Annotated in this window: 16 protein-coding genes; 5 read left to right on the top strand and 11 right to left on the bottom strand. The window is 55.6% G+C overall.

Going from position 1 to position 19,168, the window contains the following annotated elements; all coding sequences use genetic code 11:
- Positions 1–1,107 precede the first annotated feature (1,107 nt).
- From V4U88_RS18650 to V4U88_RS18670, 5 genes are all read right to left on the bottom strand, one after another.
- Positions 1,108–1,485, bottom strand: a complete 378-nt coding sequence (locus V4U88_RS18650; RefSeq protein WP_334074756.1) for a RidA family protein — start codon at positions 1,483–1,485, stop codon at positions 1,108–1,110.
- Positions 1,486–1,609: 124 nt separating this feature from the next.
- Positions 1,610–3,037, bottom strand: a complete 1,428-nt coding sequence (locus tag V4U88_RS18655; RefSeq protein WP_334074757.1) for an ATP-binding protein — start codon at positions 3,035–3,037, stop codon at positions 1,610–1,612.
- A 124-nt stretch (positions 3,038–3,161) separates the two neighbouring features.
- Positions 3,162–3,431, bottom strand: coding sequence for a hypothetical protein (locus tag V4U88_RS18660; protein ID WP_334074758.1), 270 nt, complete (start codon positions 3,429–3,431; stop codon positions 3,162–3,164).
- Positions 3,432–3,467: 36 nt separating this feature from the next.
- Positions 3,468–3,668: a CsbD family protein gene (locus V4U88_RS18665; RefSeq protein ID WP_334074759.1), complete on the bottom strand. Its 201-nt coding sequence runs from the start codon at positions 3,666–3,668 to the stop codon at positions 3,468–3,470.
- A 145-nt stretch (positions 3,669–3,813) separates the two neighbouring features.
- Positions 3,814–5,322: an HD-GYP domain-containing protein gene (locus V4U88_RS18670; protein ID WP_334074760.1), complete on the bottom strand. Its 1,509-nt coding sequence runs from the start codon at positions 5,320–5,322 to the stop codon at positions 3,814–3,816.
- Between the two features lie 163 nt (positions 5,323–5,485).
- Here V4U88_RS18670 and V4U88_RS18675 point away from each other — a divergent pair, with 163 nt between their 5' ends.
- The 5 genes from V4U88_RS18675 to V4U88_RS18695 all read left to right on the top strand — a co-directional run bounded on the left by V4U88_RS18675 (position 5,486) and on the right by V4U88_RS18695 (position 11,760).
- Positions 5,486–7,027 (top strand): potassium/proton antiporter, encoded by a 1,542-nt coding sequence (locus V4U88_RS18675; protein ID WP_334074761.1) that lies wholly within the window; start codon positions 5,486–5,488, stop codon positions 7,025–7,027.
- Between the two features lie 282 nt (positions 7,028–7,309).
- Positions 7,310–8,215, top strand: coding sequence for an FMN-binding protein (locus V4U88_RS18680; RefSeq protein ID WP_334074762.1), 906 nt, complete (start codon positions 7,310–7,312; stop codon positions 8,213–8,215).
- A gap of 61 nt (positions 8,216–8,276) precedes the next feature.
- A complete protein-coding gene (locus V4U88_RS18685) occupies positions 8,277–10,154 on the top strand; it encodes an FAD-dependent oxidoreductase (RefSeq protein ID WP_334074763.1) in 1,878 nt (625 codons plus the stop codon).
- A gap of 136 nt (positions 10,155–10,290) precedes the next feature.
- The gene (locus V4U88_RS18690; protein ID WP_334074764.1) at positions 10,291–10,737 is read left to right on the top strand and encodes a hypothetical protein; all 447 of its coding nucleotides are present in this window, start codon (positions 10,291–10,293) and stop codon (positions 10,735–10,737) included.
- A 30-nt stretch (positions 10,738–10,767) separates the two neighbouring features.
- Positions 10,768–11,760, top strand: a complete 993-nt coding sequence (locus tag V4U88_RS18695) for a polyprenyl synthetase family protein (protein ID WP_334074765.1) — start codon at positions 10,768–10,770, stop codon at positions 11,758–11,760.
- 236 nt (positions 11,761–11,996) lie between these two features.
- Here V4U88_RS18695 and V4U88_RS18700 read toward each other — a convergent pair whose 3' ends face one another.
- From V4U88_RS18700 to V4U88_RS18725, 6 genes are all read right to left on the bottom strand, one after another.
- The gene (locus V4U88_RS18700; RefSeq protein ID WP_334074766.1) at positions 11,997–12,869 is read right to left on the bottom strand and encodes a UbiA-like polyprenyltransferase; all 873 of its coding nucleotides are present in this window, start codon (positions 12,867–12,869) and stop codon (positions 11,997–11,999) included.
- A complete protein-coding gene (locus V4U88_RS18705; protein ID WP_334074767.1) occupies positions 12,853–14,190 on the bottom strand; it encodes an aspartate aminotransferase family protein in 1,338 nt (445 codons plus the stop codon). Before V4U88_RS18705 ends, V4U88_RS18700 begins: the two co-directional genes overlap by 17 nt.
- Before the next feature lie 417 nt (positions 14,191–14,607).
- Positions 14,608–16,608 (bottom strand): peptidase U32 family protein, encoded by a 2,001-nt coding sequence (locus V4U88_RS18710; protein ID WP_334074768.1) that lies wholly within the window; start codon positions 16,606–16,608, stop codon positions 14,608–14,610.
- 46 nt (positions 16,609–16,654) lie between these two features.
- Positions 16,655–17,455 (bottom strand): energy-coupling factor transporter transmembrane component T family protein, encoded by an 801-nt coding sequence (locus V4U88_RS18715; RefSeq protein ID WP_334074769.1) that lies wholly within the window; start codon positions 17,453–17,455, stop codon positions 16,655–16,657.
- Between the two features lie 2 nt (positions 17,456–17,457).
- On the bottom strand, positions 17,458–18,354 hold the full coding sequence (locus V4U88_RS18720) for an energy-coupling factor transporter ATPase (protein ID WP_334074770.1): 897 nt from the start codon (positions 18,352–18,354) through the stop codon (positions 17,458–17,460).
- Entirely contained in the window at positions 18,330–19,166 is an 837-nt protein-coding gene (locus V4U88_RS18725; RefSeq protein ID WP_334074771.1) for an ATP-binding cassette domain-containing protein, read from the bottom strand. Before V4U88_RS18725 ends, V4U88_RS18720 begins: the two co-directional genes overlap by 25 nt.
- Between the last annotated feature and the right edge of the window lie 2 nt (positions 19,167–19,168).

Below are 19,168 nucleotides of genomic sequence, written 5' to 3' on the forward strand. Positions count from 1 at the left end.
CAAGCCATAACCCCCTTGGGCCGGACGAACTACACGCCGCATGCCCCGCTCTAACGGACATCATAGACGCTATTTCGCGGAGATCCGCATTTTCGGAATTCTAACGGAAATATTAGCGCCTATTTGTCCAATTTCCCGTCGAAATGATCTCATTTTACTGAAATAGCGGCTGCTGCGTCCGTTAGAATCTGAAAGTGCCCTTCATGAGCGAAATAGCGGCTATGGCTTCCGTTAGAAATTTTCGGCCGAGCCTTAAGCCGGGGCCGTCCCCACTGTCGACTCAGCACCCAGCCGACCCTTGGCCTAGGACCGGACGAACTACACGCCGCGTGCTCGCTCTAACGGTCATCATAGACGCTATTTCGCGGAGATCCGCACTTTCGGAATTCTATCGGAAATATTAGCGCCTATTTGTCCAATTTCCCGTCGAAATGATCTCATTTTACTGAAATAGCGGCTGCTGCGTCCGTTAGAATCTGAAAGTGCCCTTCATGAGCGAAATAGCGGCTATGGCTTCCGTTAGAAATTTTCGGCCGAGCCTTAAGCCGGGGCCGTCCCCACTGTCGACTCAGCACCCAGCCGACCCTTGGCCTAGGACCGGACGAACTACACGCCGCGTGCTCGCTCTAACGGTCATCATGGACGCTATTTCGTGGAGATCCTCACTTTTGGGATTCTAACGGAAATATTAGCGCCTATTTGTCCAATTTCCCGTCGAAATGATCTCATTTTACTGAAATAGCGGCTGCTGCGTCCGTTAGAATCTGAAAGTGCCCTTCATGAGCGAAATAGCGGCTATGGCTTCCGTTAGAAATTTTCGGCCGGGCCTTAAGCCGGGGCCGTCCCACTGTCGGCTCAGCACCGCCCAGACGATCCTTAGCGCCTAGGACCGGACGAACTACACGCCGCGTGCTCGCTCTAACGGACATCATAGACGCTATTTCGCGGAGATCCGCACTTTCGGGATTCTGACGGAAATAAGCGCCATGGCAGCCGTTAGAATTTTGTCTCTAATAAGCCGGGCGAACCGGGCATATTTTTATAACGAAACAGAGGCCCCACCAAGTCTCTTCGACTGGCGGAGCCTCTGTTTCCCCAACATTCGCCTTATTTGAAAGCGACCGCTTCGATCTCCACAAGGCCGTCCTTCGGCAGGCGGGCCACCTCTATGGCGCTGCGGGCAGGATACGGCTCGCTGAAGAAACGCCCGTAAATGGCATTTACCGTAGCGAAGTCGTTCATATCCTTCAGGAACACCGTTGTCTTCACGACTTTATCCAACCCTGTCCCCGCGGCCTCCAAAATAGCGCCCAGATTCCGCAGCGCCTGTTCGGTTTGCGCCTCGATCCCCGCGGCAAGCTCGCCCGTCTGCGGGTTCAGACCGAGTTGGCCGGAAGTGAACACATGCTCCCCGATCTGAATAGCCTGCGAATAAGGCCCGATGGCTCCCGGCGCCGCTGTGGTGGAAATCACTTGTTTACTCATCGTTCATCCCTCTTTTTTTAAAATTTCTTATATTGTAGCCAGATTTGGGCTCCGAACGCAACCGGCGAGACGGGCTTTTTCCCGTGTTTCAGCCAGGCCGGTAATCTAATGGCTGTTATAGCCGTTATTTCTCGGCTCCCGGCGCAAGCGGCAGGTACAAAGAAAACGTGCTGCCGACGCCCTCCTTGCTCTGCAGACGGATAAAGCCCCCCAGCAGACGGGCCAGTTCTTTGCTGATCGAGAGCCCCAGACCGGTTCCCCCGTATTTCCGGCTGATGGACCCGTCCGCCTGGCGGAAGGCTTCGAAGATGGCCTCCTGCTTATGATGCGGGATGCCTATGCCGGTGTCCGTGACCGCGAAGACGATCCACTCCCCCGGCAGCACCTTACCGTCCGGCGGCAGCTTGCGGATTTCCAGCTTCACTTGCCCCTGGTGGGTGAATTTGAAGGCGTTGGACAGCAAATTCCGCAGTATTTGCCCCACCCGCTGGGAATCGGACACTATTATGCTGGGCAAGCCCTTTTCAAGGGAGACCTGGAACCGGATATCCTTATGCCGGGCGATATGTTCGAAATGCATCTCCAGCGTCTCGGCTATTTCCGCCAGCACCACCGTCTCCCGCGCGATTTCCATGTGTCCCGCCTCCACCTTGGACAAATCCAGGATATCATTAATGATGCCGAGCAAATCTTGTCCCGATTTGTAAATAATCGTACCGTAATTAGGGTTTTCATCGCCGTTCTTTCCCCGTTCCTCCCCCTCTTCCGTTTCCGCCAGAATTTGAGCCAAATTAATGATGCTGTTCAGCGGTGTTCTCAGTTCATGGGACATATTGGCCAAAAATTCCGACTTATACTGCGAGGCCAGCGCCAATTGCTCGGCCCGTTCCTCCAGGTCCAGCTTCGCCTTCCGCAGTTCCTCGGTCTGCATTTGCAGCAGATTGTTGGTGTAGCTGAGCTCCATCGTATGCCTCCGCTCCAGTTGAAAATCCCAGAGAATGAGCGCAAACGCGAGGCTCATAGCGACGGTCAGCGGGAAGGTTACGGGCGCAATCTCCAGCAGGTACTGCTTGGCGGGAATGACGCCGAACACGCCGATGTTGATCGTATTGACGACGTTCGTGACGAGGATGGTAACCATCGCCTTGATCGTTAGCCGATAATCGGTGCGCCGCATCCAAATATTAAGCAGGGCGCAGACCACCCCCATAATCGACATATTGATCAGCCCGGCCATGGCCGCCTCGTTCACCCCGAGCGACAGTCTGGCCAGTCCGATGCCGAGGCCGATCAACACCAGCGCCCCGGGTCTCTTGTAGACGGCGGAAGCGATAATTAAAGGGACCAGGCGCAGATCGAAGATCACGTTTTCGCTGAGTTGAAATCCGAACTCCATACAGAGCCATCCGGAAAAAATAAAGAGCGTCAGGGATAACGCGTAGTTTATTTTCGGGTCGATTTTCGAAAAGGCATACTTATAGACCACATTCACGAGGTAAGCAAATGTGATCAGCATCCCCAGATTAAGCAGAAACATTTTGCCAAAACCCATAAGCTCACTCCCGGTATCTATTCCTCCTGTTAGGCTCTTCCATCTTAACATATCCGGCGGCGCAGGAAAGAGATGAATCGATTTGCAAATATTTGCATAAATATAACAAAAAAAAGGGCGCAAATCAGATTCGATTCGCGCCCTTTTTCCAGAAGAGCGGATGTGAAAGCGGGCTGCGTTCCGCGTCTCGCTTCCGCAGGCTGGTCCACAGGCCTCGAAGTCCGCCACGTTTGGGCAAAGGCTCGGGTTCGGACTCGGGCAGCGGCTCAACTTCCACTTCCCGCAAAGAATAGTAACGGAGATGATAGGTGTTGACCGTATCCCCTTGGACCGTCACCACGCTGTCTCCCCGCATCTCGATGATTTTTCCGGTGATTACGCGGGATACATACATCCTTTCGCCTCCGATAGTTCAGGCTAAGCCGCGAGTCTACTTGCGGGCACGTGCCCAGTCTTCGTACTCCCGCTCGGCGGCATCCTTGGTGTGTCCGTAACGCTCCTGAAGTTTGCCTACAAGCTTATCCTTCTCCCCGGCGATAATATCCAGATCGTCATCCGTCAGCTTGCCCCATTGCTTTTTGGCTTCGCCTTTGATCTGGTTCCATTTTCCCTTAAATACGTTCTCGTCCATCTCAAGTCAACTCCTTGTCCGATTTGTAACAAAGCAAGATGAGCATATGGAACTTTCCGTATATGTTCTAAATACCCTCAGCCCATGCCTTTGAACCGCCGTGCAATCCGCCCTTGTCCCTGAAAACAAAACAAACCCAATGAAATTATTGGGCTTGTTTCTTTACTTGCTTGTTGCGATAGGCTTCGATAAAAAGCTCAGCAAAATATGGATCCCACTGGGTTCCGCGGCCTTCTTCCAGAATCGCTACCGCCTTCTCTTCGTCCAGTCCCTTCCGGTAAGGGCGGTCGGAAGTCATGGCGTCAAAAGCATCGGCGACCGCAATGATCCGGCCGAACAGCGGAATGTCGTCCCCCATTAATCCATCCGGGTAACCGGCGCCGTCGTAACGCTCATGATGCGACCTTACACCGGGCAAAAAAGGCTCCATCGCATCGGCCGGTTCGATCCGTTTTAGAATCGCTTCTCCCAGCACGGGATGCTCCTTGATACGTTCCCACTCCTCATCGCTCAGTTGTCCTTCCTTTAATAGAACCGAATCGGGGATCCCCATTTTTCCGATATCGTGAAGAAGCGCCGTTTTCCTCAGGTCCTGAAGCTCCTCTTCGGAAAGACCGGCGAGCCTCCCGATTTCGACCGCATATTCCGCGACCCGCAGGGAATGGCCGGCCGTGTAACGATCGCGGGCATCCAGGGCAGCCGCCAGCGTGGCAAAATAGCTCTCCAGCAGTTGATTGTTGCGTTCGGCCTGAACTTGGATTCCGCGCAGCATATGATTAAACCCGGAAACAAGCCGCGAGAACTCGTCGGAGAACAGATCGCTCGCTCCGGACCGAAGCTGCCCGATTTTTACCTCGGCCATCTTTTCGTAAAGATGCTGGATCGGCAGCACGATCTCCCGGGTCAGCAGCCTGGAGCCGATAAAGGCGAAGCCAAAGCCGACCGCGAGAATATATATCGCCCATTGCCAATAGGAAGAGTCGACAGCCATCCACTTCCCTCCCAGGCGAAATTGCACGGATAGGCTGAAAAGCAGCAGGGGGAACGCCCCGATCATAAAAAAACTCCATCTCAACTTGCGGCGAATGGATAAAAGCACCCTGCCGCCAAGGGTAAGTTCCTTGCCATATTGCCGAAGCGCCCGGGACGATAGCTCCATTAAAACCGGACGTATGGTATAGGAGGTTAAATAAAACTCGAGGAGTCCATGCATCCCGGCCACGATAATTACTCCAATGGAAGCAAGCAGGACATAATAATAAGGAATCGATAATTTTCCGATATAAATGAGCCATAGTGTTAATCCGGCAGCCGGGAGCAGCAGGCCCAACAGATGGGGGCCGAGAATGCGTTTGACGGCCAGAACCGGTAAACGATGGGTTCGTATATAAACCGTTTGGAGGTTGGAATAGCTGCCTCCTTCCTTAGCGAAGCAATTGCGGATAGGTCTGACCTGCAGGGTAAACACGAGCCATTCCAACGCGAACATAACGCAGATGGAAAAAAACAGTACCCCCGTCAACCAATAATACTCCTCGATCGAAATGTCCAAAGGGGCAAACAGCATCAGGCCGCCGGACGCCACGATCGCCAAAAGCGTACCGGCTGCATAATTGAGCTTTAAACGAGAAATAAAAGTGTTATATACCGTCAAGGAATCGCCCGTCCTTCCTTCCGTATCGCATTAGCAGAACAAAACGCTTCTTACATCATTATCGGCAGAAAAGAGAAAAGTTTTCACAAGCAACGGGAGCGGCAGCTTCATACCCGGATTTGGTGATTAATGAATTATAGAACTATAAGAAGGGAGGCCGGCTATGGACCTTACCGCACTCACGGATTCGATTATCATATTGCTGGCCAGCTTGCTCTTGATCGGCGTATTCGCCACCAAATTCTCCAGCCGTTTCGGGCTTCCGGCCCTCGTCTTTTTTATCGCTGCGGGCATGGTGCTGAGCCGATTTATTTATTTCGACAATGCCTTTCTCGCCCAATTGGTCGGGACCTTCGCTTTAATCGTCATTTTGTTTGAGGGAGGCATGCAGACCCAATATACGACGATTCGGCCCGTCATCCCCAGCGCTCTATCACTGGCCACGATCGGGGTTGTGATTACCACGGTCATTATCGGCATTAGCGCAACCAACATATTGGGGATTTCTCTGGAAGAGGGCTTGCTGTTCGGAGCCATCGTCGGAAGTACGGACGCTTCCGCCGTTTTCTCCGTGCTGGGAGGAAAAAATATCAAGGAACGCCTTACGGCGACCCTGGAAGCCGAGTCGGGAAGCAATGACCCGATGGCGGTTTTTCTCACCGTCACCCTTATCGAATGGATTCGGCATCCCGAGCATGACCTCGTTTCCCTGGCGCTTTCTTTCCTTTTGGAAATGGGATTGGGGCTGTTGTTGGGATTGGCCTTCGGCTGGCTCGCCGTTAAAGTAATTAATAGCATGAATTTTGATTCCTCGGGATTGTACCCCGTTATGGCTATCGCCTTTGCCATTTTGAGCTACGGCGTCGTCTCCGCCTTGCACGGCAGCGGGCTGCTTGCGGTTTATGTGATGGCGCTCGTGTTGGGAAATTCGGACCTGACCTACCGCCAGTCGATTCTCCAGTTCAACAAAGGTTTTGGCTGGATTATGCAAATCACGATGTTTACGCTGCTCGGTCTGCTCGTATTTCCCGGAGAACTGCCGGGAATTATGCTCCCCGGTTTGGCGCTGTCGCTCCTACTGATGCTCGTAGCCCGTCCGGTCGGCGTTTTTGTCAGTACGATGTTCTCCAAGTTCTCTTTTCAGGACAAAATCCTGATCTCCTGGGCAGGACTCCGCGGGGCGGTTCCCATCGTGCTGGCGACCTACCCGCTCATGAGCGGTTTGCCGAACGGCCCCCTTTTCTTTAATGTTGTCTTCTTTATCATCTTGACCTCGGCGGTCATTCAGGGGGCCACGATCTCCCCTTTGGCGGTGAAGCTCGGCCTGGCCGACGAAAGCGGCACCGGCCAGCATTCATTGCTGGAGCTCGTCGCTTTGGGAAAAACGAAATCGGAGATCAACCATCTCCATATCCATGCGGGAATGAGGATCATCGGCAAGGAACTGCAGGAGCTCGACCTGCCGGAAGAGGTGCTCGTGACGGCGGTCATCCGCGGCGAACAGATCATCACCCCCCGGGGAAATACCGTGATCCGGGAGGGGGATACGCTTTACATTCTCGGACCTAAGGCCCAGCGGGACAAAATTAAAGCAATTTTCAGCTTTCAGGAAATGCCGCATGTCCCGATCGTGCCCGCTCCGGATTTAATTCCGGGCGATGTGGACGAGAAAAACATGGACAAGCCTTTTCCTCCGGATAAATAAAATTTTAAAAAAATATTTTTGAAGGTAAGCTCCTCCTCCAACCCCGAAACCCCAAGCAGCGCCTTGGCTGCTGCGTTTTTCGGGGTTGTTTTTTGTCACATACTAAGTGATATTTTTCACATTAACCCCATACTATATATGCTAAAATGCCATCGAACAAAGGTTTTAGGACTCCCCAAAAAGACCTAGAAACCCAGTATTGGCGCTAGTTCGCCCTCCTACAATGTTATTAAAATGTCCGTACATTTTAATATATATATTCCAAATCGGAGGTCATTATTTATGAAGAAATATTCCATTCTTTTGTGCAGTGCCCTTCTGCTTGGCGTTCTTGCCGGTTGCGGATCCAACGGCGAAGGGAAAGGAGCCGCTCCGGCCGGCAATGCCCCTGCGGAAAGCAGCGCCCAGACGGGAGCAGACAAAGCTAATGCCGGAAGCGAGCAAGGCAAATATAAGGACGGCGTTTATTTTGCCCAAGGGGAAGCCGACGCAAAGACCGGCTGGCAATCCTACGTTACGCTGACGGTATCCGGAGGAAAAATTACGGAAGCCAAGTGGAACGCAACCAACGCCAATATCGGCGTAGACAAAGTAACCTACTCCAAAGAAGGCAAGTATGGCATGAAGGCAGGCGGCGCTCAATCCGAATGGCATGAGCAGGCCGAGAAAGCGGAGCAATACCTGATTGAGAAGCAAGATCCGAAAGCGATCAAGTTGAATGAAGAGGGCAAAACCGACGCGATTACCGGAGTTTCCGTACACGTTGACGATTTCTTTAACCTGGCGGATCAAGCTCTGACGGCCGGTCCGGTAGAAGCCGGTCCTTATAAAGACGGGACCTACCACGCCGAAGGCGATAAGTTTGACGAGAAGAGCGGCTGGAAGGAAACCGCGGACGTGGTTATCGCTGCAGGCAAGATCGTTAAGGTCAACTTCAGCGGTGTGAACGAAGCCGGCGAAGACAAGAAACAAAACTCCATCGACGGCAAATACGGCATGAAAGCCGGCGGGGCACAAGCCGAATGGCATGAAGAAGCGGCCAAAGCCGAAGCTTATCTGGTTGAAAAGCAGGATCCGGCTTCCCTTACTTTTAACGAAGAAGGCAAAACCGACGCGATTTCCGGCGTATCGATCAGCTTGAAGTCCTACTTCGATCTGGTGACCAAAGCGCTGGAACAAGCGAAATAACAAGTGAAATAACAAGCCTGCTGCTCCATGATTTCCACTCTATAACAAGAAGGTGAGTCCCTTGAAAAAGATTGTCGTTCTGGGCGGTGGTTACGGCGGTGTGGTAACTTCCAAACACCTGGCCAAACTGTTTAAAAAAGACAAGGATGTAGAGATCAAGCTGATCGACCGCAATCCGTACCACACGCTGCTGACCGAACTTCACGAAGTCGCCGCCAACCGCGCGCCGGAGGATTCCGTCAAAATCGAACTTAAGAAGATTTTTGCCGGACAAAAGGTGGATGTGGTGCTCGATTCCATCGATCACATTGATTTTGCTTCCAAGGAGCTCCGCTCCGAAAAAAATACTTACAAATATGACTACCTTGTGATCGGTACCGGATGTAAACCTACTTTCTTCGGAATTCCGGGAGCCGAGGAACATTCCTTGACTCTATGGTCCTTTGAAGACGCCGTTCGTCTGAAAGAACAGGTGCGGCGCAAATTCAGCGAAGCCGCCAAAGAGACCAACCCGGTCAAACGCCGGAAGAAGTTGTCCTTCGTCATAGTCGGCGCCGGCTTTACCGGAGTCGAACTGGTCGGCGAATTGGCCGAATTCCGCAACGAACTCTGCAAGGAATTCTATATCGAACCGAGCGAAGTCCGCCTCGTCGTGGCGGATATGGCACCGAAAATCCTGCCGATTCTGCCCGACAAGCTGATTGCAAAGGCGGTAAAACGCCTGCATAAAATGAACGTCGAAATCGTCACCAGCGCCAAAATTACCGGGGTTACCCCAGGCGGTGTCGTGCTTGGCGACAGAGAGCTCGAAGCGGACACGGTGGTATGGACCGCCGGGGTTGAAGGCTCGGAGCTCGTCGGCAAGCTGGATGTGAAGCAGGAAGGCCGCAAGCGGATCGTCACCAATGACAAACTGCAAAGCATCGATCATGAAGATGTTTATGTCGTCGGCGACAACATCTTCTACATTCCGGAAGGCGAGACCCGTCCGGTACCGCAGATGGTCGAAAACGCCGAACAGGCCGGCCCGCTGATCGCCCATAATATCCACGCCGATGTTCATAACAAGCCGAAGAAATCCTACAAGCCGGGCTTCCACGGTACGATGGTCTGCATCGGCAGCCGCTATGGCGTAGCGAATGTAGGGCTTCCGAATAAAATGTTCATGCTTTCCGGTTTCATGGCGATGTTCTCCAAGCACTTGATCAACATGTACTACTTGTTCACCGTCGCCGGATTCAACAAAGTCTGGACTTATATGATGCATGAATTCTTCCATGTGAACAATCGCAGAAGCTTTGTCGGCGGACATTTTTCCAAACGTTCCCCTAACTTCTGGCTCGTTCCGCTTCGGATCTTCGTCGGTTACAAGTGGTTGGAGGAAGGGCTCGACAAGCTTCCTAAGATCCTGAAGGATCCGAACAACATCTTCCTGATTCCGGCTTCTCCTCATGCGGGTGACGCGGTTTCCGCCGCGAGTGAAGCGGCCGGCAAAGTTACCGAAACCGTAGACGCACAGGCGGCGGCTTCGGCTGTCGAGAGCGCTTCTACCGCGGTCACCGCCCTGCCGGTGCCTGGATTCATCAAGTCCATCGTCAACTGGTTTATGGAAGTTTTCTTCTATACCTCGGATGGGGGTTACACCGCGCTCGCTACCGTGTTCCAATTCTTCATGGTCTTCATGGAGATCGCGCTCGGCATTCTGATTATCGTCGGTTTGTTTACGGCGGTTGCCTCGGCTGTCACGGTCGGCTTGGGAATTATGATATGGTCGTCGAGCATGGCTTCGACCGAGATGCTCTGGTATATGACCGCAGGGGTAGCCTTGATCGGCGGCTCCGGCAGCACCTTCGGCCTCGACTACTACGTGCTTCCTTGGCTTAAGAAACAATGGAAGAAGATTCCGCTCGTACGAAGATGGTACCTGTACACGGATTAAACAAGTAATGAATTGAACTATTAGCATTTTAACCTATTTAGTGAAGAGTAATGTGCGTACCCGCACATTACTCTAATTTTTAATCTATTACCTAAGATTTTAACTATCGCGGTATTACAGCGAGGAGTGTGCCCTTATGAATGTTGAGCTCATCCAGAACGCTAGCCACCTGTTACGGGGCGAACTGTCGCCCGAAACCGGCATAGAGCTTGACTTGCCTGTCGCAGCCATTCAGCCTTATGCCCTGCTCTTGGAGCAATCCGAGATGCCGGCGGTACGCCGCCAGCGCCTCTTGTCCATTTACATCGCAATCAAGCTCGCCCTTCAGCGCCATGGAGAATGTGAAGCCACCGGCGGCGGGGAAGCCCTTGTCCGCAAAGTGCTGGACGGCGACTACCTATACAGTTTATATGTACAGCTCTGCCTGAAATGGGGCGAGATCGACCTGCTCGCCAAACTCGCTCCCGTGCTCAAGCAGATCCAGATCCAACGCGCGGAAGGCCAACCGGACGACGATCATCTGCTAAAAAGCCTAGAACTATATTTGCAATTGGAAAGTCACCGCATCCGACGGGCGATCTAACCGCAGAAGCACCATAAGGAGGGTCATCGCATGAAGCCACAACTTACGCTTGACGAAGCACTCGATATTTCCCTTCGCTCGGTGGACCGGGAAATCGAAAACATGGTAAAGTACGACAAAGACGTCCCCCGTTCTTCCGACCTTGGCAAGAGCATCGTCGAATTGGTTCGTTCCGGCGGCAAAAGAGTCCGCCCGCTCATGGTGATCGTCGGCAGCCGTTTCGGCCCGTCGCCGGACGGGCGCAAAGTGTGGCGGCTTGCGGCAGCGGCCGAATTTATCCACGCCGCCTCCCTCATCCATGACGATATCATCGATGACTCTCCGGTCCGCCGGGGACAAAAGGCCATGCATATCAAGCTCGGCGTAAACGGAGCCCTTCATGTGGGCAACTATATGTCCGCCCGAGTAATCGAGCTTCTGTCCGTGTACTCCGCGGAACGGGAACGATACGTCTACGATTTGTCCTCCCTGGCGACCACCCAGCTTTGCCTTGGCGAGTATCAGCAACTCACCCATCTTTTTGATTACGACATCACCATTGAGGAATATCTGGAAAAATCGAGAAACAAAACGGCTCAGTTAATGGCCGCTTGTTTAAAAATAGGCGCGCAATCCGCCGGTGCCGAGGAGAAGACCGCGGACCTGCTGTACAGCTTTGGGGAAAAGCTGGGCATGGCTTTCCAAATCAAGGACGATATTCTCGATTTTACGCAGTCCGCGGAAAAGCTGGGTAAACCGGCGGGCAGCGATTTGCGCAAGGGCCAGGTTACGCTGCCTGTGCTGTTCGCGCTGCGGAACAAGCGGCTGGCCTCCGCGATCCGGACCGTAGGCCCGGAGACCCCCGCGGAAGTTACCGATGCGGTGATCGCGGCGATTCAGCAATCGGATGCGCTGGAGAAAAGCGAACGCCTTAACCGTCAATATCTGGACGAAGCCGAAGCGATCATCAACCGGCTGAAACCATTTCCGGCTTACCGGGATTTGCAGACCCTACTGTGGTATTTTGGCGGCCGGGAAAGCTGATGCCGCCGGAGAGAGCACCGGCACCCCCCTCGTCTGCTTGAGGTCGGTGCCGGTGCTTGTTTTGCGTTTTCCCCAAATGTCCGCTATATTAGCGGCCATTTGGGGCGCTATTTCGGACCGATTCGGCTCGGCCCTTATTCACCTGCCAGGTTCCAAGGGAAGCTGGTCGCACCGCCTTTAGACAAAAAAAGTGCAAGCTGCCGTGTGGAAATACCACTTGGCAGCTCGCACTTTTTTTACATGAAGAAAAAATCCCCGAGCGTAAAGAACAGGATCACCATGCTGATCACCTGGTTTAAATTGTAGGACGCCACCTTCATCACCTTGCGGTTCGACGGCTTGATGATTTTATGTTCCGTCATCAACAGGAAGAAGGAAATCACGATCCCCGCGACGTAGAGCCAACCCAGATGCCGAATCGGAATGAGCGCGATCAGCAGCAGCACCATAATGAGATGAAGACCGGCCGCGATGCGCAAACCGTTTCTTAGGCCGAAGATACTGGGAATGGACCACAGCCCGTGATTTTTATCGAATTCGATGTCCTGCGAACCGTAGATAATATCGAACCCCGCGATCCACAGCATTACGATCGTTCCCAGGATAAACGGGGTAAAGGCAAACCGCCCGGTCACGGCGAACCAGGCGCCGATCGGCGCCGACGCAATCGTGAAGCCGAGATACAGGTGGCTCAAATACGTAAACCGCTTCGTATAAGAATAGGATGAGATCAGAAAAATGGCCACCGGCGATAAAACCAGGCACAGCGGATTCAGCATCCCTGCCGCAAAGACGAATATGGCGTAATTGACGACCACGAACAGCAATACTTCTTTTTCCCCGAGCAGCATGCGCGGTAGGTGGCGGTGTGCCGTGCGCGGATTCTGCGCGTCAAAGGTCCGGTCCACCACGCGGTTAAAGGCGTTGGCTCCGTTGCGGGCGCCGATGAGGGCGATCAGCCCCCACAGCATCACCCGCCAGGAAGGAAAGCCTTCCGCGGCCCATACCATTGCGATAATGGCGAAGGGCAGGGAGAACAGCGTATGCGAAAACATCACCAGTTCGCTGTACAGCCTGATTTTTGTGCCGATTCTACGGGCGTACTCCATAAGCGTTCTCCCCCTTTGCCTCACAGGCTGCGTGCAGGGCGTACCCCAGGGCGGCGAGCATCTCGGCGATATCCTCCTCCGTAATGACCAACGGCGGTTGAAACGCGAGCACGTTGCGGTCGACTCCATTTTTACCGATGAGGAATCCGAGGTCCTTCATTTCCTCCAGCACCTCGTCAACCAACTGCGCTCCCCGCCCCGGATCATCGGCGCACAGCTCGGCGCCGATCATAAGCCCAGCGCCGCGCACGTCGGAGACGAGCCGCGGGAACCGGCCGGCCAGCTCCCGCAGGCCGTCCAGCAGCCTGCGGCCGAGGCGCTCGGCGCGCTCGGGCAGGCGGTGCGTCTCGATGTAGTCGAGCACCGCCAACGCGGCCGCGGACGAGACCGGATTGCCGCCGAACGTGGAGGCCGAAGGCCGGGTGAAGCTGGCGGCGATCTCGTCCGTCGTGGCGAACGCCGCCACGGGCACGCCGCTGCCCAGCGCCTTCGCCATGGTCACGATATCGGGCGTGACACCCCAGCGCTCCATGGCGAACATGCGGCCCGTGCGGCCGAAGCCGGTCTGAATTTCATCGGCGATGAGCAGTACGCCGTACTGCTCCAGCAGCGCCTTCACTTCAGGGAAATACCAGTCCGGCGGCACAATGATGCCGCCATTGCCCTGGATCGGCTCCGCGATCATGGCGGCGATGTCGCCGCCCTTCTCCGCGAGCACCGCCTTCAGGGCATCGATGGAGCGGCGTGCCGCCGCTTCGCTGCTCATCCCGCGTTCGAACGGGCGCGGGATGAACGACACGTCCTCGACCGCCTGCGCCTGCGGATGGTCGAGCTGCGGGTCGGAGCGCCACATCGCCAGCCCCGTGACGCTCATGGTCAGATACGTGCGGCCGTGCAAGCCCTGCTCCAGCGCGATAAAGCCTTTCCGCCCAGTATGCAAACGGGCGAGCAGCAGCGCGCCTTCATTGGCCTCCGAGCCGCTGTTCACAAAGAACGTGCGGCCGAGCCCTCCGGGCAGCACGCCCGCCAGCCGTTCCGCCAGCTCCACATTCGGCTGCGTCAAATAGATCGTGCACGTATGCTGGAGGGTTCGCAACTGCTCCGCGGTCCGCCGGGTAATTTCCGGATTGCAGTGGCCGGCGGCGACCACCGACACCCCCGCGAAGAAATCCGTGTAACATTTGCCGTCATGCCCGTACAAATACTGCATTTCGCCTTTAACCAGCTGCGGCGGATTCCGGTAAAAATGACTGGTACAAGGGTAAAAATACCGCCGACGCTTCTCTAACACACCCTCCGGTCCGATATAAGTTTGCTTCATCTTCAACCGCCCTCTTTCCTTTGGTCTCGTTGATTGGTGCCTCTTTGTTTGACACGGTTGAGGCAAAATTAGCGGGAAAAACTCCAGCTATTTCACCCGTCATTCCGGTGATAACCGAATTAACTGGAAAAACTGGAGTTATTTTAGAGGAAACCTGTAAATGTCGGCGAAAATCGCAAAATTAACTCCAGTTTTTCCTGTTAAATTGGTGAATAGTTTGCTTGCGTGCGAAATTAGCGGGAGTTTTTCCTGCTAATTGCCGCTGGCTGGCCGGGGCAGGGTGGGGCACCGGTGCGCTGGCCGCCGCCAGCAGGCCCGGCGAGCCTGCGGCATGCACCCCCGCGGTGCTCACAGCCGCTGCGGCGGCCTTCCAGCGCACGGCACTGCCGCAACGCGCGGCAGCGGGGGCCGCTTCGCCTACGCCCGCGCCGCCGCGGCCGGCTCCGCCGCCGGTGCGCTGGCCGCACTGGCTGCGCCGCCGTCAAACTGCAGCGCGCCCAGCGTGTAGCCGGCGTAGACCGGCGGCAGGCCCGCGAAGCGCTCGGCGGCCGTGTCCGGCTCCGCCAGCGCGGCTTTGTAGGCGGCCACAACCTCGCGCAGCCGCTCCGGCCGGTAGGTCGCCCCCTCGATGCGGAAGACGGCCAGGCCAGCCTCCTTCAGCTCTTTGACCAGCGGCAGGAGGCACAGCTCCTTGGCCAGGGTCAAGTGATTGCGGCCGTATGCGTCCCGGTACACAGGGTTCTCTCCTTTGTCCGTCTTCAGCACAAGCACACTGTTGTCGACGAAATGATTGTCTTCTTCCCCAATCGGCTCGAACACTTCCGCATTTTCGTACAGGTCATGCTCCATGTACATCAAGGCCGGAGAGCCGTGCACGATCGCCTCCAGCGGCACGGGCGTTTGGGCCAACAGCGCGGTAAAATCCAGCAGCGGCAATTCCAGCGAAGCCGTCAGCCGCCCGATGCCAAGGTCGGCGTAAAATCCGGCGGACAAACGGTTATACACGTTCAAGTTGAAGTCTCCGACCAACGGATAGCCCTTGCCCGCGAAACGGCGAATCGCTCCGAGATTCGTCACCATCAGCCCGTCGATCGGCAGGCGCTCCCCGGATAATAATGCGTCGTACATATCAAAATGCAGCTCCGTCATCATCCGCGGCAGGCACAAATACAGTTTCGCCCCGCCCTTTAGCGCCGCCAGCTCCATGATCTCCGCTCGGGTGAACGGACGATCCGGCTCAAACACATCGCCCGACAAATAGATATGGTCCGCTCCCGCTTCCAGCGCGGCGGCCGCCTGCGCCTTGTTGTTGACATGCACCGAGATTTCGGGCGTGGATTTCCCGGCTTCCCCGCTTTTGGCGGCAGCCAGGACGGACCATTGCCCACGGATTTCATCCAGCCGTTTTACGCCCAATTCCCGTTCTTCGGTCGGTGTGCTGAACACTTTTCCCGTGCTGTAAAATTTCCCAGTTCCCTCATACCGCTTATTGATGTTCGATAAGCCCGGACGCCCGAAAGCATACGCCGTGGAAAAATCGCGTTTCCGGTTCTCGTAGAGCAGTTGCGTATCCTTGCCGCGCTCAAAACCCGCCGGATCGTTAATGTACCGGTCGATCGCATCCCCGTAGGCGTTGACCAGCATGACGACAAACGCTTTGTCCCGCATGCGCCCCTCGATTTTGAACGAGGTGATTCCCCCGTGGATCAACTCCGGGATATGCTCGTACATGAACATATCTTTGACGGCAAGCGGATACTCCGAAGGGTAAATGCTGCCGTCTTTTTTGATCCGGTAATCCCAGCGGCACGGCTTGAGGCACTTGCCCCGGTTGCTGCTCATGCCGAATACCAGCGAGCTGAAATAACAATTCGCCCCGTGTACCGAGCACATATCCCCATGCACAAAATACTCCAGCTCCATCCCCGTCACCGCCTGCAGATAACGCGTCGTATGCAGGTCCATTTCCCGGGACGTGACGACCCGGGTGACGCCGAGTTCCTGGAGCGCTTTGACCATTTCCACATTATGTACATTCATCATGACCGAAGAATGCACCGGAATGGTCAGCTTCAATTCCCGGATCAGCGCCAGAACGGCGAAGTCCTGAACGATGATCGCATCCGGCGCAGCCTGCTCGAGAAAGCGCAAGTATTCCGCCGCCTCGTCGATCTCCCCTTCGTTCAAAAGATTATTGACCGTTACGTACGTTTTTTTGCCCAGGGAATGGGCGATCTTCACCGCTTCCGTAATTTCTTCCCGGGAAAAATTGTAGCCTTTGCGCATCAGCCGCATATTCAAGCTTGGACCGCCAAAATAGACGGCATCGCAATTCGCCTCGATCACCTCTCTGAAAATTTCAAACGTTCCCGCCGGTGCAAGCAGTTCGACCTCTCTACTGTTAAAATAGCGTGCCACCGCGTTCCCCTCCTCCGTTATTCCGCGTCTATCCGCACGGTTTCTCTTAAATCCGGCGCAGCATCCATACCGCCGCAATCAGTGCAACATACGACAATACAAACCAGGTATCCCGGCGGCTCCAGCTCAGTTGATGGTATTCCGTGCGCGGCGCGCCGATTGTATATCCCCGGGATTCCATCGACAGAACCAGCTCTTCGGCGCGGCGAAAAGCACTGACCGTCACCGGCACCAGCAGGGAGACGAGCATTCTCCCCTTCTCCCGCCAGGGAAGCTCCCTCAAATCCGCGCCCCGGGCGGCCTGAGCCTTCAAAATCTTTTGCGTCTCCTCCAAAATCGTCGGGATAAACCGCAGTGCGATACTCATCATCAGCGTCAGGCGCTGGGGTTGCAGTCCGATTTTCTGAAAAGGCGCCAGCACACCCGCCAAGCCCTGGTTTAGAAGCCCGGGGGTGGTGGTAAACGTCAGAATCGCCGTAAACGAAACGAGCAGCGCCATGCGCGAGGCGGCAATGAAGCCGCTCCTTATCCCCCCGGTATATAGCGCCCAGGACCCGATGCGCCACAGCACTTGGCCCTGCTCCACCGTCAGGCACTGAACGGCAAAAATAAACACCATCAGCGCCCACAGCGGCTTGGCGGCCTTGACATAATACTTGATCGGGATCCGTGTCGCCGCCATATAAGCCAGGGAAAAGACCGCGGCAAAAGCAAGCGCCTGCCATGAGCCGACGATCACGATCGCCGCGAGATACAGCAGCATACCGGTAAGCTTGGCCCTGGGATCCAGGCCATGGATCCATGAGCCGGTATCGATCCGGCGTCCGAACAGCAGTTTATTGCGCACGGTTATCCCCCTTTCCCCGTATGGCTGCCTGGACCGCGCGGCGCGTTCACCAAGAGGTGAAGGCGTGCCGCAAGCGCCTCCGGCGTCAGGCACGGCTCCTCGCCGCCCAGGCCAAACCTGCCCGCGATTTCGTTCCACATGGCGATGCATGCCGGAACCGTCAGGCCGCATTCGCGCTGCAACCGCCCCGCCTCCCGGACCAATTCGGCGGTGGGCCCTTGGAATGCCTTTTTGCCCTCCTTCATGACGATCCACAGGTCGGCGTACGGCAGCATTTCCTCCAGACGGTGCGTAACGACGATCACCGTCTTGCCTTGCTCCCGATGCAGCCGGGACAACAGAAGCGCGAGCTCGGCCCGGCTCTGCGGATCGAGTGTAGCGGTCGGCTCATCCAGCACAAGCACGTCCGGATCCATCGCCAGGACGGAAGCGATCGCCACTTTGCGCATCTGCCCGCCGCTGAGGTGAAACGGATTTCGCTCCAGCAGGGAATCGTCCAGACCGACCATCTCCAGCGCTCTGCTCGCCCGTCCCTTCGCTTCGGACAGCGTCATGCCGAAGTTTAACGGACCGAAGCAGAGATCTTTTTCCACCGTATCCTCGAACAGCTGCTGTTCCGGAAACTGGAACACCAGGCCTACCCGCCGGCGAAGATCGCGCAGCGGCAGAGGTTTCTCTCCGGCTTGAATTAGACAGTCCAGCACCCGGACCGTTCCCCCGGTCGGCCTTAAAATTCCGTTGAAAAGCTGCAGCAGCGTCGATTTCCCTGATCCCGAGGCTCCGGCAACCGCGGCAAATCCGCCCTCCTCCAGCCTCAGGCTGATATCCTCCAACGCGCTTTGACGCCACAGGCTGCGGTCGTCATAGGCGAAGCTTACATGCTCGAATTCAATTGCCATATCGCGTCCGCCACCTCCTCCGGAGACTCGGCCGCAAGGCAAATCCCCCGCTTACGGAGCTCACACGAGAGCCGGATGCCATAGGGCGCAATCAGCCGGCAGGATTCCAGCAGAGCTTCGTCTCGGAACAATTCACGGGGCGGCAAATCCGCCGCCAGCCCTCCCTTATGCAGCACGATCGCCCGATCCGAAGCCAGGATCTCCCCGGCGTCATGCGTGATGGAGATCATGGTGTACCTCCCGGAACGCTTCATTTCTTTTAAAATGGCCAGCAGTTCTCCCCGCGCCCGTTCATCCAGCATGGATGAGGCTTCGTCAAAAATAAGAATACCGGGCTCCATCGCCAAAATCGCCGCGACGGCGACCCGCTGTTTCTGCCCTCCCGACAGCTCGGAAGGGTGTTTGGACAGCAGATGGCCGATTTCCAGCTTATCGGCGTAATGGCGAACCCGCTTCGCCATCTCCCCGCGCGGCAGACATCTCCCTTCCAAGCCGAAGGCGATATCCTCCTCGACGGTGGCCCCGATAAACTGGTTATCCGGGTTCTGAAACACCATCCCGATTCGCGGACGGATTTGCTGAACGGTCTCCTTGAGCAGAGGGATTCCTTCTACTATAATGGCGCCGGCATTAACGGACAGGAGCCCCCCCAGCAGCTTCGCCAGAGTTGATTTGCCGCAGCCGTTGGGGCCGACGAGGGAGACCCAGCTTCCCTGCGGGATGGAGAAGGACAATTCGTTAAGGACCGGATGTTCCGGCTCGTAAGCAAAAGAGACGTGCTGCAGTTCATAGGCGAGCCTGGTGGCATTCATCG

This window comes from Paenibacillus sp. A14, assembly GCF_036864815.1.
GTDB lineage: Bacteria > Bacillota > Bacilli > Paenibacillales > Paenibacillaceae > Fontibacillus > Fontibacillus sanfengchensis.